Origin of the sequence: Streptococcus sp. SP8, assembly GCF_030440045.1 — a bacterium.
Classification (GTDB): Bacteria; Bacillota; Bacilli; order Lactobacillales; family Streptococcaceae; genus Streptococcus; species Streptococcus parasanguinis_I.
In genome coordinates this window covers 10,878-36,907 of sequence record NZ_JAQFJL010000015.1, presented here as the reverse complement: position 1 = coordinate 36,907, position 26,030 = coordinate 10,878, and the positions used below count along the sequence as shown (strand labels likewise).

Annotated in this window: 18 protein-coding genes; 15 read left to right on the top strand and 3 right to left on the bottom strand. The window is 43.6% G+C overall.

The genetic code is table 11. The features are described 5' to 3' along the window. Window positions 1-9 precede the first annotated feature (9 nt). Together PCY11_RS08990 and PCY11_RS08985 are read left to right on the top strand one after the other, a co-directional pair. Window positions 10-1,755, top strand: a complete 1,746-nt coding sequence (locus tag PCY11_RS08990) for an ABC transporter ATP-binding protein (protein WP_301362705.1) — start codon at window positions 10-12, stop codon at window positions 1,753-1,755. Continuing rightward, complete coding sequence (locus PCY11_RS08985; RefSeq protein ID WP_301362704.1) at window positions 1,745-3,613, top strand: ABC transporter ATP-binding protein; 1,869 nt, start codon at window positions 1,745-1,747, stop codon at window positions 3,611-3,613. Before PCY11_RS08990 ends, PCY11_RS08985 begins: the two co-directional genes overlap by 11 nt. Before the next feature lie 301 nt (window positions 3,614-3,914). Here PCY11_RS08985 and PCY11_RS08980 read toward each other — a convergent pair whose 3' ends face one another. Continuing rightward, complete coding sequence (locus PCY11_RS08980) at window positions 3,915-4,397, bottom strand: glutathione peroxidase (RefSeq protein WP_045760200.1); 483 nt, start codon at window positions 4,395-4,397, stop codon at window positions 3,915-3,917. Between the two features lie 159 nt (window positions 4,398-4,556). Between PCY11_RS08980 and rexB the strand changes: the two genes are divergently transcribed. The 3 genes from rexB to PCY11_RS08965 are packed head-to-tail and all read left to right on the top strand — an operon-like array spanning window position 4,557 to window position 11,806. Further along, window positions 4,557-7,823: an ATP-dependent nuclease subunit B gene (gene rexB, locus PCY11_RS08975; protein ID WP_070665381.1), complete on the top strand. Its 3,267-nt coding sequence runs from the start codon at window positions 4,557-4,559 to the stop codon at window positions 7,821-7,823. After that, window positions 7,820-11,485, top strand: coding sequence for a helicase-exonuclease AddAB subunit AddA (gene addA / locus PCY11_RS08970; RefSeq protein ID WP_070846082.1), 3,666 nt, complete (start codon window positions 7,820-7,822; stop codon window positions 11,483-11,485). The genes rexB and addA overlap by 4 nt, the downstream gene beginning before the upstream one ends. A 3-nt stretch (window positions 11,486-11,488) precedes the next feature. Next, window positions 11,489-11,806, top strand: coding sequence for a DUF4298 domain-containing protein (locus tag PCY11_RS08965; protein ID WP_049475317.1), 318 nt, complete (start codon window positions 11,489-11,491; stop codon window positions 11,804-11,806). A 357-nt stretch (window positions 11,807-12,163) separates the two neighbouring features. On the opposite strand, the gene PCY11_RS08960 is transcribed toward PCY11_RS08965, so the two are convergent. After that, window positions 12,164-12,334 carry a DUF3042 family protein gene (locus PCY11_RS08960; RefSeq protein WP_003014881.1) on the bottom strand — a complete coding sequence of 57 codons (171 nt, stop codon included), beginning with the start codon at window positions 12,332-12,334 and terminating at the stop codon, window positions 12,164-12,166. 83 nt (window positions 12,335-12,417) lie between these two features. Between PCY11_RS08960 and miaA the strand changes: the two genes are divergently transcribed. From miaA to PCY11_RS08910, 10 genes are all read left to right on the top strand, one after another. Then, window positions 12,418-13,305: a tRNA (adenosine(37)-N6)-dimethylallyltransferase MiaA gene (gene miaA, locus PCY11_RS08955; RefSeq protein ID WP_049475316.1), complete on the top strand. Its 888-nt coding sequence runs from the start codon at window positions 12,418-12,420 to the stop codon at window positions 13,303-13,305. Next, on the top strand, window positions 13,298-14,545 hold the full coding sequence (gene hflX, locus PCY11_RS08950) for a GTPase HflX (protein WP_070674426.1): 1,248 nt from the start codon (window positions 13,298-13,300) through the stop codon (window positions 14,543-14,545). Before miaA ends, hflX begins: the two co-directional genes overlap by 8 nt. After that, the gene (locus PCY11_RS08945; RefSeq protein WP_070674429.1) at window positions 14,529-15,158 is read left to right on the top strand and encodes a cystathionine beta-lyase; all 630 of its coding nucleotides are present in this window, start codon (window positions 14,529-14,531) and stop codon (window positions 15,156-15,158) included. Before hflX ends, PCY11_RS08945 begins: the two co-directional genes overlap by 17 nt. Window positions 15,159-15,161: 3 nt before the next feature. Continuing rightward, on the top strand, window positions 15,162-16,091 hold the full coding sequence (gene rnz / locus PCY11_RS08940; protein WP_003011107.1) for a ribonuclease Z: 930 nt from the start codon (window positions 15,162-15,164) through the stop codon (window positions 16,089-16,091). A gap of 1 nt (window position 16,092) precedes the next feature. Next, window positions 16,093-16,848 (top strand): SDR family oxidoreductase, encoded by a 756-nt coding sequence (locus tag PCY11_RS08935; protein ID WP_061590974.1) that lies wholly within the window; start codon window positions 16,093-16,095, stop codon window positions 16,846-16,848. Between the two features lie 10 nt (window positions 16,849-16,858). Beyond that, the gene (locus tag PCY11_RS08930; RefSeq protein ID WP_049475312.1) at window positions 16,859-17,569 is read left to right on the top strand and encodes a class I SAM-dependent methyltransferase; all 711 of its coding nucleotides are present in this window, start codon (window positions 16,859-16,861) and stop codon (window positions 17,567-17,569) included. A gap of 1 nt (window position 17,570) precedes the next feature. Continuing rightward, a complete protein-coding gene (locus PCY11_RS08925; protein ID WP_070674435.1) occupies window positions 17,571-17,975 on the top strand; it encodes a GNAT family N-acetyltransferase in 405 nt (134 codons plus the stop codon). 240 nt (window positions 17,976-18,215) lie between these two features. Next, window positions 18,216-19,694 (top strand): hypothetical protein, encoded by a 1,479-nt coding sequence (locus tag PCY11_RS08920; protein ID WP_223345974.1) that lies wholly within the window; start codon window positions 18,216-18,218, stop codon window positions 19,692-19,694. 188 nt (window positions 19,695-19,882) lie between these two features. After that, window positions 19,883-21,274: a hypothetical protein gene (locus tag PCY11_RS08915; protein WP_049475309.1), complete on the top strand. Its 1,392-nt coding sequence runs from the start codon at window positions 19,883-19,885 to the stop codon at window positions 21,272-21,274. 34 nt (window positions 21,275-21,308) lie between these two features. Next, window positions 21,309-22,076, top strand: coding sequence for a hypothetical protein (locus PCY11_RS08910; protein WP_223345978.1), 768 nt, complete (start codon window positions 21,309-21,311; stop codon window positions 22,074-22,076). 55 nt (window positions 22,077-22,131) lie between these two features. Here the strand turns inward: PCY11_RS08910 and PCY11_RS08905 are convergent, their stop codons facing one another. Next, window positions 22,132-25,932 carry an FctA domain-containing protein gene (locus PCY11_RS08905; RefSeq protein ID WP_070846048.1) on the bottom strand — a complete coding sequence of 1,267 codons (3,801 nt, stop codon included), beginning with the start codon at window positions 25,930-25,932 and terminating at the stop codon, window positions 22,132-22,134. Window positions 25,933-26,030: the final 98 nt, after the last annotated feature.

Genomic DNA, 26,030 nt, shown 5'->3' with positions numbered 1-26,030 from the left:
GAGGTAATAATGATTCGATCCTTAATTTCCGAGATCAAAGAATTCAAGAAGCCCTCGATTTTGGCTTCCTTGTTCATGGTCTTTGAAGTCATGTTTGAGATTTCGATTCCCTTTGTCATGGCGAGTCTTTTGGACCAAGGTGTTCAACAAAGAAACATGAACAATATTTTGTTTTACGGTGGGCTCATGCTGGTCTGTGCCTTTCTCTCCCTCTTTTGTGGGATGCAGTCTGCCCGTTATGGCGCCTATGCATCGGCTGGTTTTGCCAAAAACCTTCGTCGGGCTATTTTCAAAAAGGTTCAAACCTTCTCATTTGAGAATATTGATCAGTTCTCATCTGGTGGTCTGGTTACTCGGATGATGACGGACGTGACCAATGTGCAAAATGCTTATCAAATGGTCATCCGGATCTGTGTGCGGGCACCGCTCAATTTGATCTTTGCCATTGTGGCTTGTTTCTTGATCAATCCGGAAATGGCCATGATCTTTGTCTATGTGACCATCTTTTTGGCAGCGGTCTTAAGCATCATTATGAAGATTGTGTATCCGCTCTTTACAGAAGTATTTGAAGCTTATGACAATCTCAACAACAGCATTCAGGAAAACATCACCAATATGCGGGTAGTGAAGTCTTACGTTAAGGAAGCAGATGAAACGGTTAAATTCAAGAAGGCTTCGCGTTTGATTTACAACATGTTTATGAAGGCTATCCGTGTCGTTGTCTTGAGTAGCCCAGCTATGATGCTTTCCATGTATGCTTCTTTCCTTTTGATCTCATGGATTGGAGCTCATCTGATCGTTGGTGGCCAACTTTCTACTGGGAATTTGACTTCTATGTTTAGCTACACCATGACTATTCTCATGTCGCTCATGATGTTCATGATGATCTTTGTCATGTTGTCGATTTCTATGGCATCTGTTGAGCGGATCAATGAAGTCTTAACGACCAAAACGACGATTGACTCTCCAGAAAATGGGATCAAAGAAATCGCTGATGGTTCGATCAACTTTGAAGATGTGACTTTTGCTTATACCGATGAAAATGGCGACAAGACCCATGTCTTACAAGGGATTAATCTTTCTATTCGTTCAGGGGAAGTGATTGGTATCTTGGGAGGAACAGGATCAGGAAAATCAAGCTTGGTGCAGTTGATTCCTCGTCTCTATGATGTCGAGTCTGGTCGGGTGACAGTAGCAGGCCACGATGTCAAAGAATACGATCTTGATTCCCTTCGTAAGCAAGTGGCCATGGTTCTTCAGACCAATGTCCTTTTCTCTGGTACGATTAAAGAAAATATGCGCTGGGGAAATAAGGATGCGACAGATGAAGAGATCATCGCAGCTTGTAAGATTGCCCAAGCCGATGAATTTATTCAAGATTTCAAAGAGGGTTATGACACCATGATTGAGCGTGGGGGATCCAATGTCTCTGGTGGTCAACGCCAGCGTCTTTGTATCGCGCGTGCCCTTCTTATGAATCCGAAGATCTTGATCTTGGATGATTCGACTTCGGCAGTCGATACCAAGACAGATAGTTTGATCCGTCAAGGATTGGCAACCAGCTTGAAAGAGACGACCAAAATCATCATTGGTCAACGGATTTCCTCTATTCAAGATGCAGATCGTATTATTGTGATGAATGATGGCCAAATCGATGCGATCGGTCGTCACGAGGAATTGCTTGCGACCAATGCCATCTACCAAGAAGTATATGAAATGCAAACACAAGGGAAAGGAGAAGCAGATGAAAACTAAGAAAAAAGCAAATCTAGGCTCTATCCTTCGCCTGCTCGACTTCCTTTGGAAAAACTACAATGTGTCCTTGATTGTTTCCTTTATCTTAATCATTCTATCGTCACTTGCGACGGTCAATGTGACAGCTTCGATTCAGTCCTTGGTAGACGTCTATGTGGAGCCCATGCTGACAAGTAATAGCCATGATTTTGGACCGCTCTTGTCCTTCTTGACAAGGGTTGGTTTGATCTGTTTGATCGGGGTCCTTGCCAACTATGGCTTTACCTTGATCATGGCGACTGTTTCACAAGACTCACTTAGAAGTCTTCGAAATCAGTTGTTTGCCCGCATGCAAAAACTGCCAGTTCGTTACTTTGATACCCACCAACACGGGGACATCATGTCTATCTATACCAATGATATTGATGCCCTTCGCCAAGCGATTGAACAATCCATTCCTCAACTTCTATCCTCAGCGATTACCATCCTTGGGGTAACGATTACCATGCTGACGGTTAGTCCACTCCTGTTCTTGATTGTTCTTTTCATGGTTATCGTCATGGTCTTTATCATCAAGGATGTTTCTGGTAAATCAGGTCGTTACTTTGGGGCCCAACAAAAGAACTTGGGGATTGAGAACGGCTTTATTGAAGAAATGATGTCTGGTCAAAAAGTGGTCAAGGCCTTTGTGCATGAAAGAGAAAGCATTGAGGATTTTGACCGGATCAATGATCAACTCTTTGAGTCTTCCTACCAGGCTAACCGCTATGCCAACGTCCTCATGCCGATTCTTGGGAACTTGGGAAATGTTTCCTTTGTTCTAACAGCCTTGATCGGGGGCCTCTTTGCGCTAAACGGCGTCGGTGGTTTAACCATTGGTGGTCTTATGGCCTTTCTGCAATTGAACCGTTCCTTCACAGGTCCCATTGCCCAGGTCTCTCAACAATTGAACTTTGTCCTTATGGCCTTGGCTGGTGGAGATCGTGTCTTTGATCTTTTGGATGAAGAAGAAGAAGTCGACCAAGGAAAAGTGACGCTGGTCAATTATGAACTGGTCGATGGAGAAATGGTTGAAACTGATCAGAAAACCAACAAATGGGCTTGGAAACACCCACGTCCAAACGGAGATTACCAGCTTGTGAAGATGGTCGGAAATGTGGTCTTTGATGATGTTGATTTCTCTTATGATGGGAAGAAACAAATCCTTCATGGCATCAACTTGTACGCGGATAAGGGGCAAAAAGTGGCCTTTGTCGGAGCGACTGGTGCGGGAAAGACAACCATTACCAACTTGATCAACCGATTCTATGATATCCAATCCGGAATGATTACTTATGATGGGATCGATATTAAATTGATTGAGAAAGATTCTCTGCGTCGTTCCCTTGGAATCGTTCTTCAAGATACCCACTTATTTACTGGTACGATTGCAGAAAACATCGCTTACGGCCGTGCTGATGCAACACGGGAAGAAATCCTTGAAGCAGCTCGGATTGCCAATGTGGATTCCTTTGTCAAGCACTTGGATCAGGGCTATGAGACAGTCTTGACGGATGATGGGGCTGGTCTATCAAATGGTCAACGACAATTGATCGCCATTGCCCGTGCAGCCCTTGCCAATGCGCCTGTCTTGATCCTGGACGAAGCGACGTCTTCTATTGACTCACGGACAGAGAAGATGGTGCAAGAAGGGATGGACCGCTTGATGGAAGGTCGGACAGTCTTTGTTATCGCCCACCGTCTATCGACGATTGTCAATTCCGATGTCATCATGGTGATGGACCACGGACGCATTATCGAACGAGGCAACCATGCTTCCTTGATGGCAGAACGTGGCACTTATTACCGCTTGTACACCGGTGGACTTGAAATTGATTAATAATAAAAAAAGCTTGAGCGTTAGCTCAGGCTTTTTTGGCTTATGGATAATGACTTCTTAGAAACTTTCCTTAGGTGAGTACGGACGTCAGCGAACTTCGAAGAAGTTCCATGACTAATTATTGAGCCCCTTCGCTCTTTAATTTCTGGGCTCAGGCTAAAACAGTTTCCCAAACTGTTTTACTCTCAAAATTCCTGAGTGCCTGAAACGTTATTGTTTCAGGCACTTTTCTCACAGCGGAAAGTCTCGAAAATAAATAGCCATTCATCAAAAATCCTGACTACACTTTCAGGCTTTTTGCTTATTTCTCAAGTAAGTCTTGGATCAAGTCTTCCATGGCAGCTGGCTCTGTTTTGGAGGAGAAGCGTTGGGCAACTTGGCCTTGTCGGTCGATGACAAATTTTGAGAAGTTCCATTCGATGCGTTTGCCCAGTGGTCCAGCTGCTTGACTTTTGAGCCAGTCATAGAGAGGAAGGGCTTCTTTACCATTGACCTTGGCTTTAGCGAATCGTGGGAAGGTGGTCTGGTAGTTGAGGCTGCAGAAACTATTGATTTCTTCTGCAGTTCCTGGTGCCTGCCCCATGAATTGGTTACAGGGAATGTCTAGGATTTCCAGCCCCTTTTCCTGGTAGCGCAGGTAGAGATCTTGCAGTCCTTGGTATTGCGGGGTCAAGCCACAGCCTGTTGCTGTATTGACCACGATGAGGACCTTACCTTGGTAGTGAGAAAGGGGAATCTCCTCCCCATTCTGGTTTTCTAAAGAAAAATCATAAATGCTGGTCATCGGGATCATCCTTTCTGTTTCTTTAACTTCTATTGTAGCACAAATGTCCTAAAATTGGGGCAAGAGGAGCATGACTTCTTGCTTTAGTCCCTCCTGTGAAAATGATATAATAAGAAGATAACAAGCTCTCAAGAAAATGCCAAAAGGAGAACGGATCGGATGAAATTACTCTATACGGATGTTCGGACCCCCTTGACCCAGGTCCTGACACAAGAAGCCGTAGGGTTAGTAGAACAGGGCAAGCGTGTGTTTTACATTGCGCCCAACTCTCTTTCCTTTGAAAAAGAAGCCAAGGTCTTGTCCTATTTAGAAGGTCAGGCTTCTTTTGCCATTACCGTCACGCGCTTTGCCCAAATGGCCCGTTATTTCATCCTGAATCAGGTTTTTGAGGAGCAACCCTTGGATGACATCGGTCTAGGTATGCTATTTTTTAAAGCCCTGTCCCAGATGAAGGAGCAGGATCTCAAAGCTTACGGGGCCCTGCGCAAGGATCCTCAGTTTATCCAGCAACTGGTCCAGCTCTATCATGAATTGCAGACGGCCCAGATGGATTTTACCGATTTGGAGTTGCTCGAGGAAGCTGAAAAAAGAGAGGACCTCTTGGCGATTTTTGAAGCGGTCTCTGAGATGCTGGTCAAGCATCAGTATGAATCCCAGTCCAAGATGGCCTTTTTCCTCAATCAGGTCGAAGAAGGGCAGCTGGAAGAGCAATTACAGGATGTGGCGATCGTCGTCGATGGCTTCACGCGTTTTTCTGCAGAAGAAGAGGCTTTGATTGGTCTCCTTCACCGAAAAGGAGTGGAGATTGTCATCGGAGTCTATGCCAGTGAAAAAGCCTACCGGGCAAGCTTTAGAGAGGGAAATCTTTACCAAGCCAGTGTTGACTTTCTCCTCCAACTGGCAAAGACTTTCCAAGTTCAGCCTCAGTATTGTGGGCAAGCGATCGAAGACTCTTTTAGTCGCATTACCCGCATGCTAGAAGCGCGCTACGATTTTTCACAAGTGGAAAATGAGCTGGAGGACCAAGATCGAACAGCTATCCAACTCTGGCAGACCAATACGCAAAAAGAAGAGTTGGAATTTGTTGCCAAATCCATCCGTCAGCGTCTTCATGATGGGGCCCGCTATCGGGATATTCGGGTCTTGTTAGGCGATGTGGAAGCTTATCAACTGCAACTCAAGACCATTTTTGATCAGTATCAGATTCCCTTTTACTTGGGACGAAGTGAGGCCATGGTCCACCATCCCTTGATTCAGGTCATTGAATCGCTAGGGCGGATCAAACAGTTCAATTACCAGACAGAAGATGTCATCAATCTATTGAAAACGGGTCTGTATAGTGATCTGACGCAAGCAGAAGTCGATGCTTTTGAGCAATACCTTTGCTTTGCGGAAGTAAAGGGTGCTACAAAATTTCACAAGCCTTTTACTAGCAATCGTCAGGGCAAGTTTAATTTGGAAAAGCTTAATACTCTCCGAGAACGCGTCGTAGAACCTCTAGTCCCTTTCTTTTCACAGCGCAAACAAAAGGTGACCCAACTCTTAACCACCTTTACAGAGTTTCTGCAAGAGGCTCAGCTTTCTCAGAATCTACAAGCTTTGATCAAGGATCTAGCTTTGGAAGAGCAGGAGCGCTATGACCAGGTCTGGAAGACCTTCCTCCACGTCTTAGAAGAATTGAGTCTGGTTTTTGAGGACCAAGAACTGACAGTGGATGACTTTTTAGCTCTTGTCTTATCCGGCATGCAATTGTCACAATACCGGACAGTTCCTGCTACAGTTGATGTAGTGACCGTTCAGTCCTATGACTTGATTGAGCCCTTGACAGCCCCTTATGTCTATGCCATTGGGCTAACCCAGGAGCGATTTCCCAAGATCGCCCAAAACACCTCTCTTCTCAGTGAAGACGAACGCCAGCAGCTCAATGAGGCCACCCAAGAAGGAGCAGAGCTCCAGGTGGTGACCAGCGAAAATCTCAAGAAGAATCGCTTTGTGGCGGTTTCGCTCCTCAATGCAGCGACCGAACAACTGGTCCTATCGGCCCCTAGCTTGGTCAATGAAACGGAAGATAGTGTCTCTCCTTACCTTCTAGAATTGGCCAAGGAGCCCATTGCCATCAAGTGGACGACCAAACAAGCCCAAGCTTCGAGTGATGATATCGGGACCTACCGAGCCCTCTTAGCGCGCGTGATCGAACTCCATCAAGAAGAGATCACTAGTGAGCTGTCCGCTGAAGAAGCCAGCTTTTGGGGTGTGGCGGTACGGGTCTTGCGCAAGAAATTAGCCGCTGAAGGCATCCAGATTCCTCAAATTTCAACAGAATTGAAGAGTCGCCAGCTCCAGTCGGATACGCTTCAAGCGCTCTACCCAGAAGGCAAAGCCTTGACCTTATCTGCTTCTGCCTTGAATGAATACTACAAGCACCAGTACGCCTTTTATCTGCGCTATGTCTTAGGGCTACAAGAGGATGAGACCATCCAGCCAGACGCTCGCAGTCATGGGAATTTCTTGCACCGAATCTTTGAAAAAGTCTTAAAAGACAGCTCCGATCAAGCGTTTGATCAGCGCTTAAGCGAGGCGATTCGAGAAACCAGCCAAGAAGCAGAGTTCCAGCAATTGTATGGAGAAAATGGAGAGACCGAGTTTATTCGCAACTTGCTTCTTGATACCGCTAAAACAACGGGGCGTGTCCTCGCTCAGCAAAATGGCATCGAGACCATTGGTGAGGAGACCCTCTTTGGCGGGAGCGCCCACACCTCTTATCCTTTGTCTGATGGCCGTTTCCTGCGGCTACGAGGCAAGGTGGACCGCATTGATCAGTTAAGCGATCGGGGAGCTCTTGGCGTTGTGGATTACAAGTCGAGCTTGACGCAATTTCACTATGACAAGTTCTTTAATGGACTAAATTCTCAATTGCCAACCTATCTCTCTGCGATTCAGGATTTGAAGGAATACCAAGCGGAGCAAGGGATTTTCGGTGCCATGTATTTGGAAATGGGAGATCCCCTAGTAGATCTGAAAAAGACCAAGACAGTCGAGGACGCCATCAACCAAACTATGAAAAGTCAACAGTACAAGGGACTCTTTATGGCAGATCAGGCGCCTTATCTGGGAGAGGCCTATGATAAGAACAAGGCCATGATGCTGAGTAAGGAAGAGCTGGACCTGCTCCTCTTGTACAACGCTTATCTCTATAAAACAGCAGCAGAAGGGATTCTCAAAGGGCAATTTGCCATCAATCCCTATAGTGAAAATGGGCGCAATATCGCACCATATGTGGAGCAGTTTAAATCCATCACCGGCTTTGAAGCGGATCGTCACCTTGGTCAGGCACGGTTCTTGACCAAACTAGACCAAAAAGGAATACGCGGTGAAAAGGTGAAAGCCGCTTGGATCGAGAAGATGAAGGAGGTCTTGAACAAATGATCAAACAAGTATTTTTGACAAGAGAAGAAATCAAGGCCCTTCAGGCCCAAGAGGCAGCCTCTACTAAAGAGCAAAAGCGGACACCGGAACAGATCGATGCCATCTATAGTTCGGGGACCAATATCTTGGTGTCGGCCTCTGCTGGTTCGGGGAAGACCTTTGTCCTGGTGCAAAGGATTTTGGATCAGATCCAGCGAGGCATTTCGATTAAGGAGCTCTTTATCTCGACCTTTACGGTCAAGGCAGCAGGGGAGCTCAAGGAGCGTTTGGAAAGTGAACTTGGAAAAGCCCTGCAAGCGAGCGATGACCCAGAGCTCAAACAACATCTGGCCCGTCAAATCGCAGATGTTGCCACTAGTGATATCGGAACCATGGATTCCTTTACCCAAAAGGTCCTAACGCGCTATGGCTATTTGCTTGGGTTGACACCCCAGTTTCGGATTTTACAAAATGCCAGTGAGCAACGTCTCTTACAAAATGAAGTCTTTCAAGCTGTTTTTGACCGCTATTACCAAGGGGAAAATCAAGAAGCTTTTGTCCAGATGGTCAAGAATTTCACGGGACAGCGCAAAAATTTGACCTTGTTTAAAGAGCAGGTCTACCAGATCTATGATTTTCTTCAGTCGACCAGTGATCCAGAGAAATGGTTGGAGGAGCATTTCCTAAAAGGTTATGAGGAGACTGATTTTGAACAGGTTGAAGGTGCTCTGATGGAGAGCATCCAGCAGGCCCTTTATGAGGCAGAAAGCTTTTTTGCCTTTCATTTGTCCAATGAGGGCCAAGCATTTGGCAAGGCCAAATATTTGGAAGCGGTGCAAGAGGTGCTGGATCAGATTGGAAGCCTCACAGAGCGCCCTAATAAAGCGCAACTGACCTCTGTCCTAAAGGCAGTCGTGGCGATTAGTCGAGCTTCAAATGGGGGAGCCTTGACCAATAGAGCTCGTAAGGAAGAGTTGAAAGAGTTAGTCACGGCTTATAACCAGGATAAAACCATACATATCAACCGCCTCAGAGACTTGGACAATCAGCTCTATCAGCTGGAATTTCAACAAACCTTCCACCAAGAAGAAGGCCCCATGCTCTCCTTGCTCCGGGACTTTATCAGAGACTTTGCTCGCGCTTATCTGGAGCGAAAAATCCAAGAAAAAGCTTATGAATTTGGGGATATCAGTCATTTTGCCATTCAAATTTTAGAGCAATTTCCAGAGGTGAGACAAGCCTTTCAAGAGCGTTATCATGAGGTCATGGTCGATGAGTACCAGGATACCAACCACACCCAAGAGCGGATGTTGGACTTGCTGTCAAATGGCCACAATCGCTTCATGGTGGGGGATATCAAGCAATCCATTTACCGCTTCCGTCAGGCGGATCCACAGATTTTTAATGATAAATTTAAAGCCTACCAAGAAGAAGGGGCGAAAGGGCGGTTGATTCTCCTCAAGGAAAATTTCCGGAGTCATGTGGAGGTGTTGGACGCGACCAATGATGTCTTTCGTCATTTGATGGACGAAGAGGTGGGCGAGATTGAATACAATCAAACCCACTATCTGGTCGCAGGAAGCGATAAGCAGCGGATGGCCTTGCCTCAACATCGGGCAGAATTTTTGCTTTATGATGGCACCCAAGATCAGGAAGAAAAGACCGAAGACGAGGAAGCTCCTCTTGGAGTCGAGACGATTTCCAAGGGAGAAATTCTCCTGGTTATCAAAGAAATTTTACGTCTCCATCGGGTGGAAAAAGTGCCCTTTAAAGAGATCACGCTCTTAACGGCGACTCGAACGCGAAATGATGCGATACTGGAAGCCTTTGACCAGTACCATATTCCGATTGTGGCAGATAGCGGACAGGCGCATTATCTTGAGTCACTGGAAGTGATGGTCATGTTGGATACCTTGCGGACCATTAACAATCCCTTGCATGATTATCCCTTAGTAGCCCTCATGAAATCCCCCATGTTTGACTTTGATGAAGATGAGTTGGCACGGATTTCCTTGCAGACGCTTCCAGAGCAAAAGCAAATGGCCTTCTACCACAAGGTCCAGTTAGCCCTTGAAAAGACTGCAGAGCAGGCACGATTGATCGATGCCAAGCTCTCAGCTAAAATCGAGAACTTCCTCAAGGTTTTATCCACTTGGAGAGCTGCTGCTAAGACCTCTTCGCTCTATGATTTGCTGTGGAAAATCTATGAGGATCGCTATTACTATGACTATGTCGGCGCCCTTCCAAATGGCGCCAAGCGACAGGCCAACCTCTATGCCTTGACGCTTCGAGCCAATGATTATGAAAAAGCCAGCTTTAAGGGCTTGTCGCGCTTCATTGCCATGATCGACAAGGTGATCGAAAATGAACACGATTTGGCCAGCGTCCCTCTTGCAGCACCAAAAGATGCCGTCCAGCTCATGACCGTCCATAAGAGTAAGGGGCTGGAATTCAAGTATGTCTTTATTCTCAATATGGACAAGGCCTTTAACCGTAAGGATCAATCGGGGCCGATTATCCTCAGCCGTCAAAAAGGGATTGGCTTTAAATACATTGCCAACCTGCCAGTTGAGACCGAAAATCCAGCCGCTCCTGAAAGCATCCGCCTGCAGATCGAAACACCTTGCTACCAAGGCAATGTGGAAGAAACAAAATTAGCCACGATTTCAGAGCAGATGCGTCTTCTATATGTTGCTATGACACGGGCCGAGCTCAAGCTCTATCTGGTCGGAAAAGGTAGCGAGGACAAATTGCGTGATACCGATTGGGGGACCAGTCGCAATGGCAAGCTGGATCCGGAAAAACGAAAAGAATGGACCTCTTATCAGGACTGGCTCTTTGCTATTCAAGATGTGTTTGCCAAGAATACCCTGGCTTATGACACGCGTTTTGTGACAGATGAAGACCTAACACCGGATCAACTGGTGCCTATAGAGAAAGAGCAGGATTCCCGCCTGGATCAGCTCAAGGATGTCCGCCAGTCAGAGGATATTCGTCGGGCCTTGGATATCTTGGAAAATGTTGATCGGCTCAATCAGCTCTATGCTCCGGCCATTCATTTACCAATTGTTCGTACACCAAGTCAGATCAAGAAATTCTACGAGCCGGTCATGGATGCCAATGGCGTCCAGATCATGGATGCGAAGACTATGACGCCTGACTTTGAGCTGCCAACTTTTGGTCAAGAAAAAGCCGTGACAGGAGCCCAAGTCGGTAGTGCTGTCCATGAACTCATGCAGCGCGTGCCTCTTGGAGAAGAAATCACGCTGGATACGCTGCATCAAGCCTTGGAGCAAGTTCAAGCAGAGCCAGCGGTCAAAGCGCGCATCAAGCTAGAGGCCATCCTTGCTTTCTATGAGACGCCTTTGGGGACCTTGCTTCAAAAAGAGGCCTCTCGAGTCCGTCGCGAAGCTCCCTTTGCCATGCTGAAGAAAGATCCAGCCAGTGGAGAGGACTTCGTCGTGCGGGGGATCCTGGATGGTTACGTGGTGCTAGAAGACCGGATCCTGCTCTTTGATTATAAGACGGATCACTACAAGGTTCCTAGCCAATTGGTCGAACGCTACCGGGATCAGCTCGATCTCTATGCAGAAGCTCTTCGTCGTTCTTATGGCAAAGAGCAAGTAGAAAAATACCTCGTGCTTCTAGGTGGCCCCCATCTAGAAGTGGTGAAAGTGGAGTAAATCATGGCAATTGCACAGGAAAACATCGAACGGATCCAAAGAATGGAAGGTTATTTGAATGACTATGCCAAAACTTTGGAAGAAACTAAAAAAGCAGTGGATCAGCTAAGAGAGCATCAAGAAAGCTATATCCAACTTCGCGATTATTATAGTAGTCAGGTCTATTTTGATGATTTGGACTTGTCCAATCAAGCTGACTTTCCAGCAGATCTACCATGTGGTGTCTTGTCCGAAGATGCCGTTTATGATTTATTAGACGAGCACTTTCAGATGGGAGTGGAACTCTTGGAGATCGCAACGAAGATGATCAAAGAACGGTGAAATTTCAATCTAAAAGCTCAGGTTTCCCGAGGCTTTTAGATTGAAGACAAACGTCATCATAGAAACTTTCCTTAGGTGAGTACGGACGTCAGCGAACTTCGAAGAAGTTCCATGACTTAGTTTTGAACCTAAAGTTTCAAAACTACCGAGTGCTAGAAACCGTAGTGTTTCTAGCACTTTTCTCACGGCGGAAAGTTTCAGTATATGTTTGAATAAGCATAATATATATCATTCTAATTCTTTTAGCATTACTTGTGTTAGCATATCGTGACAAACCCTACCAGTAAAAGAAAATTTTCCAAAATGGACTTTTTCTTCAGCAAAAAAAGCTCCGGAAAACCGGAGCTTTTTGAATGATTAGTGTGAGACACGGCGACGTGCTGCTTTTTTGCGGTTTTCTTCGATGAAAGCTGCTTTCTTTTCTTCTGGCTCGATTACTTTTTTCTTGAATGTGTAAACTGCACCTGCGACAGCAGCAACTGTACCAGCAACACCAGTAACAAAACCTTTACCAAATCCTTTAGCCATGAGAATTTCTCCTTTTCTGAACTTTAAATATTTATGTTATAATATATGGTAACGAAAAAACGTGAATTTTGCAAGGAAAAACGATGAAAACCAAGATAATTGTGATTGTGGGACCGACTGCTGTTGGGAAAACAGCTCTTGCGATCGATTTGGCGCAAGCCCTCAATGGTGAAATCATCAGTGGCGATAGTCAGCAAGTCTATCGCAAGCTGGATATTGGAACAGCCAAGGCGACACCAGAAGAGCAAGCTGCAGCTCCCCATCATTTGATCGATGTGCGGGAGGTGACCGAGTCTTACTCGGCTTTTGATTTTGTAAGAGAAGCCAAGACTGCGATTGAGGATATCACAGCTCGAGGCAAGCTTCCTATCATTGCAGGTGGGACAGGTCTTTACATCCAAAGTCTGCTCGAAGGTTATCATCTAGGTGGTGAAGTTCCTCATGAAGAGATTCTGGCCTATCGCGCTCAATTGGACGTGCTGTCGGACGAAGACTTGTACCAAAGAGTGGCGGAGCAAGGACTTGTGATTCCTCAGATCAATCGCCGTCGGGCCATGCGGGCTCTTGAAATTGCGCATTTTGGAAAAGACCTAGCAAACGAAGAGACCGATTATGAACCCTATCTGATCTGTCTAGATGATGATCGGTCCTTGATCTATGATCGTATCAATCGTCGAGTAGATAGCATGTTAGAGGAGGGCTTACTGGATGAAGCTCGCTGGCTCTATGACCATTACCCAGATGTGCAAGCCAGTAAAGGGATTGGCTACAAGGAACTCTTTCCCTACTTTAAGGGGGAGCAAAGCCTTGAAGAAGCCAGTGAGACCCTCAAGCGCAACACCCGGCGTTTTGCCAAACGGCAGCTGACCTGGTTTCGAAATCGGATGGAAGTGACCTTTTACGCCATTTCTGCCCCCCACTTCAAGGAGCAGGTTCTTGCAGATGTAAAGGAGTTTTTAGAGCATGATTGAAACAGAAAAGAAACAAGAACGCATCCTTTTGGTTGGTGTGGAACTTCAAGGCATGGACAATTTTGATATGTCGATGGAGGAGTTGGCAAGCCTAGCTAAAACAGCCGGTGGAGATGTCCGGGGCTCTTATACACAAAAGCGGGAGAAGTACGATACTAAGACCTTTGTCGGCTCAGGAAAATTAGAAGAAATTGCTCAGATGGTCGAAGCAGATGAGATTACGACAGTGGTGGTCAATAACCGCCTGACGCCCCGGCAAAATGTCAATTTAGAAGAAATCCTTGGGGTTAAGGTTATTGACCGGATGCAGCTGATTCTAGATATCTTTGCCATGCGAGCTAGAAGCCATGAAGGGAAGTTGCAGGTGCACTTGGCCCAGCTTAAATACCTCTTGCCACGCCTTGTTGGTCAAGGGATCATGCTCAGCCGTCAGGCCGGGGGAATTGGATCTCGTGGTCCAGGGGAAAGTCAGTTGGAGTTGAACCGCCGGAGCGTTCGCAATCAAATCACCGATATCGAGCGCCAGCTCAAGGCTGTTGAAAAGAACCGGGAAACCCTTCGTGAAAAACGCTTGGAATCACCTGTCTTCAAGATTGGTTTGATCGGCTATACCAATGCAGGAAAGTCGACCATTATGAATCAAATGACTAGTAAGAGCCAGTATGAAGCTGATGAACTCTTTGCGACCTTGGATGCCACAACCAAGAGCATCCACCTAACAGGCAATCTACAAGTAACCCTGACCGATACAGTCGGCTTTATTCAGGACTTGCCAACAGAGTTGGTATCAAGTTTTAAGTCGACCCTGGAAGAAAGTAAGAATGTGGATCTCTTGGTCCATGTCATCGATGCTTCTGATCCCAATCATGAGGAGCATGAAAAGACCGTTCTCTCTATCATGAAAGACTTAGATATGCTAGAGATTCCTCGCTTAACCCTCTACAACAAAGCAGATAAAGTAGCAGACTTTACTCCAACCCAGACACCTTTTAGCTTGATTTCAGCGCGCTCTGAGACAGCCCGTGAAGATCTCCAGGCTTTGTTCCTAGAAAAACTGAGAGAACTCTTTGTTCCCTTTACCATTCGCGTTCCCTTTTCAAAATCCTATCGGACACATGATCTAGAAACGGTTGCGATCATTGACCAGCGCAAATTTGAAGAGGATGTCGAGGTCATTCAAGGCTATATCGCAGAGAAAAATAAGTGGAAGTTGGAAGAATTTTATGACGGATTACGTTGATTTAGCAATAAAATATGGAGGTTATACTAGCCTCGATCGGGTCTATCTGACCAATCTTTTACGCACGATCCCTGAGGAATTGCGTCTCCGTGTGATTACGCCTCCCCCAAGTGTGATCAACGCTTATTTTGCTGAGCTCTATCAAAAGAAGAGCCCCAAGGAGGCCATGGATTATTTCTTGGACTTGAGCCGGGTATTTGACTTATTCACAGTTCAGCAAAGCTTTGATGAACGAAAGCCATTTATCCGCCTCAATTTATCAGGTAAATCTTATGGCTTGGCTTACGTAAATGAAGAGCTAGCCTGTGTCTTTGCTGAAGATCCAGCAGAGGCTATCACCCCTGCCATTTTATTTGAAGTCGCAGAGATCTTTCCGCATTGTTTGATCTTTGAAAAAGATGGCAAGATCTGTCTGCAAGAGGCCGGCCCAGAAGGGGTCACTAAAACAGAAGCCCTCTCTGCCTTGACTGACTTGATGACCTTGGAAGATGGACGCTTGAAACTATCAGGATATAACCAAGAGGAGCTCCTTGAGCTAGCGCAAGCCTACCCAGGCAACCTTTCTTTCCGTTCAGAGAACCGGACGGCCATGATTTATATAGATAGAAAGTAGACAATGGACATTCAATTTTTAGGAACGGGAGCTGGGCAACCCTCAAAAGCCCGTAATGTATCGAGCCTAGCGCTCAAATTGCTGGACGAGATCAATGAAGTCTGGCTCTTTGATTGTGGCGAAGCGACACAGAATCAAATTTTAGAAACGACTATTCGTCCGCGAAAGGTTAGCAAGATCTTTATTACTCACCTACACGGAGATCATATTTTTGGTTTGCCAGGTTTCCTCTCTAGTCGGGCCTTTCAGGCCAATGAAGAGCAGACGGATCTGGATATCTATGGACCAGTAGGAATCAAATCCTTTGTGATGACCAGTCTTCGCGTATCAGGCTCTCGCCTGCCTTACCGCATCCATTTTCATGAATTCGATGAACATTCTCTGGGTAAGATTTTAGAAACCGATAAATTCACGGTTTATGCGGAAGCTTTGGACCACACTATTTTCTGCGTGGGTTATCGGATCATGCAAAAAGACCTCGAAGGGACGCTGGACGCAGACAAGCTGAAGGCAGCGGGTGTTCCCTTTGGACCGCTCTTTGGCCAGGTCAAAAATGGACAAGATGTCACCCTGGAGGATGGCACTAAGATCATTGCAGCGGATTATATTTCAGCCCCTCGACCTGGTAAGATTATCACGATCCTTGGAGATACCAGAAAGACTGATGCCAGCGTCCGACTTGGAGTCAATGCGGATGTCCTCGTCCATGAGTCTACCTATGGCAAGGGCGATGAGAAGATTGCTAAGAAACACGGTCACTCGACCAATATGCAGGCGGCAGAAGTGGCGCGTGAAGCTGGAGCAAAACGCCTTCTTTTGAACCACATCAGTGCTCGCTTCTTATCAAAAGACATCAGCCAATTGCGCAAGGATGCGTCCAGCATTTTTGAAAATGTCTATGTCGTCAAAGATTTGGAAGAAGTGGAGATCTAAGATGCGAACCATTCTCATAACAGGAGCAAGTGGAGGCTTGGCCCAAGAAATGGTCAAGCTCCTCCCTGAAGATCGGCTGATTCTCTTAGGCAGAAATCAAGAAAAACTGGAAAAACTCTATGCCAATCATCCTCAAACAGAGTGCATCGAGATCGATATCACAGATCCATCAGCTGTTCAACAGCTAGTCGAAAAGCTCTATCAGCGCTATGGACAGATCGATGTTTTGGTCAACAATGCAGGCTATGGCATCTTTGAGGACTTTGATCGCATTTCTGACCAGCAGGTGCGGGAAATGTTTGAGGTCAATACCTTTGCCCTCATGCAGCTTTCACGCTTGATTGGTGCGCACATGAAGGCAGTAGGCAAGGGGCACATTGTCAACATCGTCAGCATGGCGGGCTTAGTAGCAACTGCCAAATCCAGCCTTTATTCGGCCACCAAGTTTGCAGCCATTGGCTTCTCTAACGCCCTGCGGTTAGAACTGATGCCCTTTGGTGTCCATGTGACGACAGTCAATCCAGGCCCAATTCGGACCACTTTCTTTGATCAGGCAGACCCAGACGGAAGTTATGTCAAAGCTGTGGATCGCTACATTTTGGAACCAGACTTTGTGGCTAAGAAGATCGTGAAAAACTTTGGAAAACCAAAACGCGAGCTCAATTTGCCTTGGCTCTTGAACCTGACCCACAAGCTCTATACTCTTTTCCCTCGCATCTCGGACAAGCTAGCTAGCAAGATGTTTAATTACAAATAGGAGGAACCAGATGGCAGCCAATATCCAAGCCTATTTAGAAACCCTCCAGCAACCCTGGGGACAGATCTATTATGATATCCTTTTTGAGCAATTACAGGAAATCAAGGAAAAGAGGGTGCTTGATTTTGGCAGTGGTTTTGGCCTTGTAGCCAACCACCTAACGAAAGATAATCAAGTCCTTGCTGTGGAGCCCAATGAGGAAATGGTAGCCTTGCGAGTCCAGGACCATCCCTACCAACAAATCGTCGGAAGTCTGGATCAGTTAGCAAGTCTTGAAGATGCCAGCTTTGATGTTATCCTCTGCCACAATGTCTTGGAGTATGTAGAAGATCGCAAGGAGATTCTCAAGGTATTTACTCGTCTCTTGAAACCAGGAGGCCTGCTATCTATCGTCAAGCACAATGAGGTTGGACGCGTCCTGCAGACCGTCGTCTTTGAAAATGATACTCAAAAGGCTCTTGATCTCCTAGCAGGTCAAGACCTGGAAACCCACTCCATGGGTTTGGCCCAGGCCTATGATCTCGGTGCAGCAGTAGAAGACTTAGCCCTTGAAGTTCAGGATTACCAAGGGATCCGAGTCTTTTATGCCTTGCAGGACAATCGCTTCAAGGGCCAAGAAGGCTGGCGAGAGTCTATGCTCAAGATGGAGCTGGCCGTTTGCCAAGAGTCACCTTACCGGGATATCGCCTTCTTCCAGCACTATACCTTAAAAAGGAGTTAAGATGTTCCATTACAAACAAGAAATTCCAGCGATGACAGACCTAGTCGCACTCTACAGCTCGGTCGGATGGACCAATTATACCAACAACCCAACTATGCTGGAACAAGCTGTCAAAGCCAGTCTCTGGCAGTTGGCAGTCTATGATGAGAAAGAGCTCGTCGCCTACATTCGCTTGGTAGGTGATGGCTACTCGGTTATTTTTGTGCAGGACCTTTTGGTAAGACCAGATTACCAGCGTCAAGGTATCGGAAGGAGACTCTTAACAGAGGCTTTAGCGACCTTCCCTACTGTCTATCAACGGCTCCTTGCCACTGAACGTAGCGAGAAAAATCTAGCCTTTTACCAATCCCTGGGCTTTGTTGAACTTTCAGAGCAAGCCTGTACAGGGATGATTTATATGAAATAAGAGAGTGGGATAGAAATCGGTAATTCGTTAGAATTCGATTTCGTCGTCCCACCTCCGCACAGTTGAGTAGGGCTGTAAAAGCTGATGAAATCAGCGTAGTAGAGCCCACTCAACCACTGCGTCTTGCTCGACAATCCAAAAATAATTGAGAGGCTAGGACTTTTGTCCCAGCCTCTATCTATTTGACTGACAAAAGGGGGGATTGATGGTAAAATGAGGAAGAGATTAGGAGGAGATGAAATGAAGAAGAAAATAAAATGGGGCCTTGTCTTATGTTCGGTACTTATACCAGTATGTTTGAGTGCCTGCAAACAAGGAACTGTAGAAAAACAAGGTTCTTCGAATAAAGAAGTACAGAAGAAAATCGATCGAAAAAACATTCATTTTGACAAGACAGGACCTGCAGCAACATTTGATTGGGATGCAAAGAACAGTATCAGATACATAACGTTTGAAAAACTTCCACAATATATGAGGTCAGATGATAGCGATGGTATTTCAATATATGGACAGCAACCGAATGAAGTCTCTCTATCTGAGGAAGGAAGAGTTCAAAAAGCTTTGCAGGTCGTTGAAGGAATCTATGTAGATCCAAGGGGAATAGACACAGTAATCAAGGCCAATGGGGCAAAAAATCAAGAGGATATGTATACTCGACTCTGGAACGATTATATTATCCCTAAAATTGAAAAAAACAGTAGTACTTTTGATCCAAATACTTATGTGGAATATCTTGGTGAGAAGTACCCCCTCAAAATATATGGTCCCATGTATTTGAAGCTCATGACGAATGCATTGAGCTTTGGAAAAAAATATGAATTAAAGGGCTATGCAGTTAAGGGAAACAAAGTATTTATTCGCATTCAGGTACCAACGTACTTCCCAGAGCTTTTACCGAGAGGGAATAAATATTATAAAAATCCTAATGAGTCAGATTTCAATCAAGCCTTCTATGATTGGCTCGATGAATTCCATCAAAGGTATGCTGAAAAAGAAATAAATCGAGATGATCATATTTCCTATATCATGCTTTCAACAGTTTTACAACAGTTAGTTAACAAAAATTTCGAGGCAACCTCATTATCCGGTTATGCTTATAGTAAAACTTCGCCTACGGAATTCACGGTTGAAATGGAAGTGACAAATCAAGGTGATGTTCGAATTGATTTAAAAAACTTGGCTATTCTCTTACAAATCCCTCAGCAAATGAAGGGGGATAATCAGTATGGTAAGCAAGATGAGAATAATATCTTTTGGACCATCCCATCTGGAAATAATAATGACGGACAAAAGATAAAAGAAAAATTAAAGAATTTTAATCCCAAAAATCCTGTTAAAAGTTATGCAATTGGAGAGCCAGTTGTATTTGCTAATGGCTTAGAAGTTACACTGAATAGTGTAACAGACGATCCAAATTTGGATGTTCAGGATGATCAAGACCGTATCGATACAAGGAAAAAACAACATCGATTGATCGTCGAATTCACCCTATCGAATACAACACCTCTCAGTATTGAAAATACTCCAGATTATACAAATGTAGATCTCTATGATGGCCATGGCAAATCTGCTTATATGTTGAATAATACTTTAAATTACAAACAGCCAACAGTCCTTGAAGCAGGAGAATCTGGTATATATAAAATTAACTATTTAACAGATGGGGATGGGCCGTTTACGATCGTTTATGGTGATGCCAAATGGGTCGTTCAAAAATAGAGAAAAATCCAAATCTTTAATCAGCTTATTGTAAAAGCTAGTGAGTTTAAGAAATTATAAGAAGCTTCAGTTGTCAATAAATTATTAAAGAAATTTATTCATATGTGGTTGGAAAAGTCGGAATACTTTTAAAGAAAAATGACGAACAAATAAGGTAAAAGAAGCGTACAGAAAGTAGAAAAGAGAGAATGAAGAAGATTTTTAAATCAATCAAGTTTTGGATATTTGTATTACTTGTTACCTTGGCAGGAGGCTGGTTTATCCGGTATGAAATTCATAAGCGTGATATATCACAATTTGTAACTTGGAAACCTCGTCCACACATAGTTGATTCCCAATTTATTGCAGGTGGGAAAGCAGTAGCTATTCAATGGGATAATAAAAAAGAAGTGGATGAGGCGCTGGAAGCAAATTCGTACAATCCAAAAGTTAAAGTAGAATGGTTTATAAATGGTGGAAATAGTGAACGGTACATTGCACAAGAAAGTTACAAATTAAAATCTGACCCACGTCTCTATTTTCAATATTATATTCGTGGTAATCAAGTTCCTTACCTAACTACAAATAAAGCACAAAAGGGAGAGTACTGGCTCATTGATGTCTATGATACCAAGGACAAGCGCTTAGTGAAGAAAACATATGATGTTTTTAAGATAGTACGAGATATGGATAAGAATTATATCCCCTTATCTGTTAAAGTTTCTTCTATGTTGTTGGATACAGATGATGGAGAAACATACATTCCGATTGATATTCTTGTCGATAAGAAAGACAAATATATTGTAGAACCTGGAAATATCTATGTACAAACAGAGTATCAATCTCGTATAGGGTTAATGAATGTTAAGGATGGAAAGTTCGCTTGGAAAACCTCATCAGGCAAAGGTTATGAACAAGTTCAAAAAGAAAATCGAGAAAGCGACAAAGACTTACATCCATTTGAATACAATTTTGAAAGAGGACAATTGCAGCTCCAACATTCACGTTTGTTATTTACAGATCGTAGTAATGAGACTAAGGATATCCCATTGAAAACACTCTATCCGAAAGTATATTCGATTTTAAGCAAAGGGAATAATCCAACTACTTTAAAATGGGATGAAAAACCGACAAAAGGGGAGAATGCCTACCTATACTTTCTCGGACCAGAAGATCTCAACTTTGATATTTCATTTTTGGAACTGCTTTATAAAGTTCCAGAGCAGCGTTCAGGTGGATGGGATGATGTCCTACGGTATCATAAGATACCAGCAGAATTTTCAAAAGATGGTCAAGAACATCTTGCGAATAATAAAAAAGAATTTTTCCAATATTTTAAAAAGGATTTAAATCAAAGTAACGATACTACAGAGTTCTCATTGCTGAGACGCTTATATGAAGTACAGAACTACGTGGTCTCTAGAGATTTTGGTCAGTCCTTCGGTGATCTGACCATACCAGCTGAGTATACTAAAGATGGGAAGGTTCATGTCGTTCAAAATGATGAAGAATTCTTCAAATATATGGATTTAGAGAAGATTCCTAATAAAAAGATGAAAGAAGATATTAAAAAAAGGTTCCCATTTGCTGTAAAAAATTAATCGATTAGGTCGAATTTAGCAAGGAGGTCAGGCTATGAAGCTCAATTATTTCAAACTATTCGCAGGAATTCCACTTATTCTATGTTGCCTGTTTCTTTCCAGTTGTAAGATCATGACACCGAGTGATTACAAAAAGGCTAAAGAAGTTGTTACAGAAGTTTTTAAAGAAAATGATCTTCATGGCAAAGTTACCATCACTAAGTTATCCTGGACTGCCCTAGAATACCCACAGTATCATGTGAGCTACGCATACTCTGAGAAGACCTACGATGATCAAACGGTACAATTGGAAGATGAGGACGTAACTTTTAAAGATGACTGGTCGAGGTCATATAGTAGTTTTCTTCCATCATACAAGGAAGCGTTTTTAAAACAGAAATCTATTAAAAATATCGAGGAAAAACTAGAGACTGAAATAAAGAAGCAATCTCTAGGTCTTCCTATTAGTTTCTTTGGTTTTTTATCTAACTCCAACCGTGATGAGAAGGAGCAAATTCTAGATAGTATCGCAAGTCAAAATCTCAAAGAAGGGAAAAAGGACTTTGCTGGTTACTATCAAATCCCTTTTCAGACCTTAATCGATCAAGAGTTAATCCGTATGACTATTTATATAGAGGATGGTGTATCCGTTAAGGAACAAGACTTAAAAGCAGCAGCTAAAAAATTAGACGCTAGCAAACTACCGGATGGTGCCTATGATTTCTACTATTCCAAAGGTAGTTATGCTGATTCCATCAGTTACTCATTCAAAGTTAAAGATGGGAAAGTTATTTTTTATGAAGATCAAAACAAACCAGAATAAGAGAAGCAGATACAAAAAAAGATCTAGTCGTGTTTGACTAGATCTTTCATGTTGCTTAGAAGTCTTCCTTCTTCTTAAGTGTCATAGAAGCAATAGCTGTAGCGACGAATGTCAAACCAGTTACAAGAAGTCCTAAATGATCTGCAGTTCCTGTTGAAGGAAGAGATCGTTTACCTTCTTTAGGCTTGTCACTAGATTTAGGAGTTTCACTAGATTTAGGTTTGTCACTAGGCTTAGGCTTATCTCCATTTGGTGATGGAGTTTTAGGTTTGCTATTACTTGGTGTTGGTATATTTGGAATATCTGTTGATGGTGGAGGTGGAAGAAGTTTATTCACCACGTTTCCTTTATCAACGACAAGGTTTGTTGCAGAAGCAAAGTCGCTTGCAGAGACCTTGATGGTTGTATCTGAAAGTTGGTAACCACTTGGAGCTGAGAGCTCTTTGATGACATACTCTTTAGCTTCAAATCCAACGAAGCTTGCAAGTCCGTCTTGACCAGAAATCGCTTGTGCTTGGCCTTGACCATAAGGATTTGCAACAGGTGTCACACCATCCGCTTCAAAGAGTCCAAATACCGCACCGGCAAGGTAATCACCCTTTTCATCTACCTTACGAACTCTAAGGGTGTAAAGTTTCAATTCAGGATTATTCACTGTTGGTGGAGTTGGTGGGATGACCTTATTGATAAAGGTTTTCTTCGCACCGTATGAAACAACTGCTTGGATAGCGTTTGATGCTTCATCTTTTGTGACGGTCACTGTGACATCCACTTGACCTTCGTCATATTGGATATTTGCCTGATCAGCTGGTACGACTTCTTTAATGGTATATTTATGAGTACCAATCATCGCTTCCGTGTAGGCGATCGCATCAAATGTCACTGTACCATCTGCAGCATTTTGTTTTGTTTGAAGAACGGTTCCATTTTCGTCCAAGAGGTTAAAGCTAAATTCGCCACCTTGAAGGTCACGACCTTCTAAAATCTTACTTGTGGTAATTTGTTTTTCACTTGGAGTTGGAGGTGTCGGAGGCGTATAGGTGTTGGTAAAGGTAGGAGTATCTTTCTTACCATCGTATTGCACATCCGCGCTCAATTGTCCAGTTGCATCTTTTGTGACAGTCACTGTGACAGTATGAACAGCTTCATCATAAGTGATGGCTGATTCCGGTGTAGCTGGTTTTTGTTCAGCAATTGTGTAGGTGAAAGTACCAGCTTCATTAAAGCTTACTGGATTGAAGAGAATATCACCATTCTCACCATTTGTCTTAGTATCAACGAGCGTACCATTTTGATCCTTGAGAAGGAAAGTAAACTCATTTGCTTTCAATGTACGATCGCTCGAACCATTGATCGCCAATACTTTTTTAGCCTTGAATTGAGCGGACGTTGGTTTCACTGTTGGAGGAACAGGAGTTGGAGGTGTTTTCGTATTTGTAAACGTATCTCCTTTTTCAGCATCCCCACCTGAGTAAGTCACAGTAGCGACGAGTTTGTCGTTTGCTTTCTTCACATCGACAGTAGCCGTGATGCTTTGTGTGCTATAGTTGATAGAAGCATCCGTACCTTTATTTTCGGTAATGGTATAAGTATGTGTTCCTTCTTCACTATAAGAAAGGTCCTTAAAGGTTACAGTACCATTTGCCTTGTTCTTGGCAGTTTCAAGGGTATTGTTTCCTTCTTTCAAGACAAATTCAAATTGATCGTCTGTCAACGGTAAGGATGTTTCACCTTCTTTAAGGAGCTTGTTCACTTGAAGTGTAGCTGTTACACTTTCTGTTTTAGGAGCTTCTTTTTTGTTGGTGAACGTATTTGTCTCAGTTTGACCATCAGAGTAGCTGATTTGTTCTACAACCAAGGCGTTGTCTTTTTCAACCACTACAACTGTAGCCGTGATGGTTTTATCACTGTAGGTAATGGTTTTGTCCGTACCTTTTGTTTCAGTGATGGTATATTTGAATGTGCCTGCTTTGTCTACAGTGATGTTATCAAAAGTAATTGAACCATCTTTTTTGTTCTTGGTTGTGCCAACAACTTTATCGTTTGCATCTTTTGCAACAAACTCAAAGTCATCACCCTTAAGTTCGCCACCTTCAAATGCTTTTTTAAGGGTTAAGGTCACTTTAGCATTTGAAACTTTTGGTTTGTTTTGAGTATTGGTGATCGTATTTTTTTGTTCACCATCTCCACCTGAGTAAGTGACAGTAGCGACGAGTTTGTCGTTTTCTTTTTTTACATCAACGGTAGCAGTGATGCTTTGTGTACTATAGTTGATAGTAGCATCCGTACCTTTGTTTTCAGTGATCGTGTATGTATAGCTACCTTCTTTATTGAAGGTTAGAGACTTGAAGTTAACAGTGCCGTCTGCTTGGTTCTTGGCAGTTTCGACTACTTTGTTGTTTTCGTCTTTCAAGACAAACTCAAATTGACCTTCTGTGACTGGAACTTGTTTATGTTCCTGATCACCAGCTACTTCGAAAGCTTTTTTAACGACAAGGTCTGCAGTAGTTTCAGTCACCTTTGGTTTGTTTGATGTGTTGACCACTTTAATCACGTTGTCATCATCAATTTTCTCAACTTTAGAAGTGTAACCTTCAGGAGTGTTTGTTTCTACTACTGAATATTCAATGGCCTTACCATCTTTGATACCTGGTAATTTCGTAAATGCTGCTTTCCAGCCAGAAGCTTTTGTAAGGGTTTGTGTCATCCCATCCAAAGCTTTGCCGTCCGCATACAATTGAACAGTAATATCTTTACGGTCAGCTTCTTCGTCACCAACCCATTCTTTTTGAACAGTGACAGTTTTATCACCGCTAACCCAGAATTTCAATTCAGGGTTGTTCCAGAATGCTGGGTCAGTTTGAGGTGTTGTGATTTCATCAGCTGTCAATGTAGCATTGTTGTCAACACGGATGGTTGTCTTAGGAATTAATGTTTGGTATTCAACGATCAATTCATCGCTAGATGCTGTTTTAAAGACATCACTGACATCTGATAAATTCACGGTAAATCCATTGCCGTTCGCATCGAATTTCACATGTTTCCAGAAGTCCCAACCAGAAGCCACTACTTGTCCACCTTTTCTTAAAGTGAAGGATGGTTTCAAGTAAGTTCCCACAAAGAATTCATTTGCAGCGTGGTTTGCAGCAGGAGCAAAAGTGATTTTTGAGTAATCGACTGCTGGGGCTTGGATTTTATCTGACACAACAGGGTTTGTGATGGCTTGTTTCTTACCATCTCCGTTGATACGGATGAACCATTTTGTTAGATAGTAGTCATCTCCAACATTTAACCATGCATAGTTTTCAGATGCGTCTAATTTGAATTGCTTAGTTACATAGGAACCATCAAGGTTGTACTTGTTCAACACAGATTCAAATACGCCAGGTCCATCAGGACGTGTAATGATGACAGATTCTGAACCGACTTTAGAAGTGGCAGTTTTATTTCCAGGATTTCCTGGAGTGTTGTCCCATACTGCATTGTATGAGAAACCACCTTTAACGTTTTCGTTCATGGATTCGATTGCTTTTTTAAAGGTGAAAGTAATCTTTTTGTTTGTCATCGAAATGGTTGCGACTTCAGCTCCATTTGCTTGGAGTGATTGAGTTGCAACTTCAGTGATATTGACACCTTCTGGAGCATCAATGGTAAACGTATCGCCTTCTTTAACTGACTTCCCAGTTAAATCCCAGTCAAATGAAAAGGTAACTTTTTGTCCACTTGCCTGAGCCTTTAAATTGGTAACAGTTGGTGAAACAGAAGCCGCGCTAACAGGTTTGATCACAGACAAGCCTAAGGCTACCACGGCGATGATAGCTACAAATGCAACTATCTTTTTATAAAGAGATTTCAATTGGCCTCAATTCCTTTCTTTTGCATAAATTTCGTAAAGTTTTTCTATATAGTGATATCTCCTAAAACTGAAAAACTCCTGATCTTTGCTCCATACAA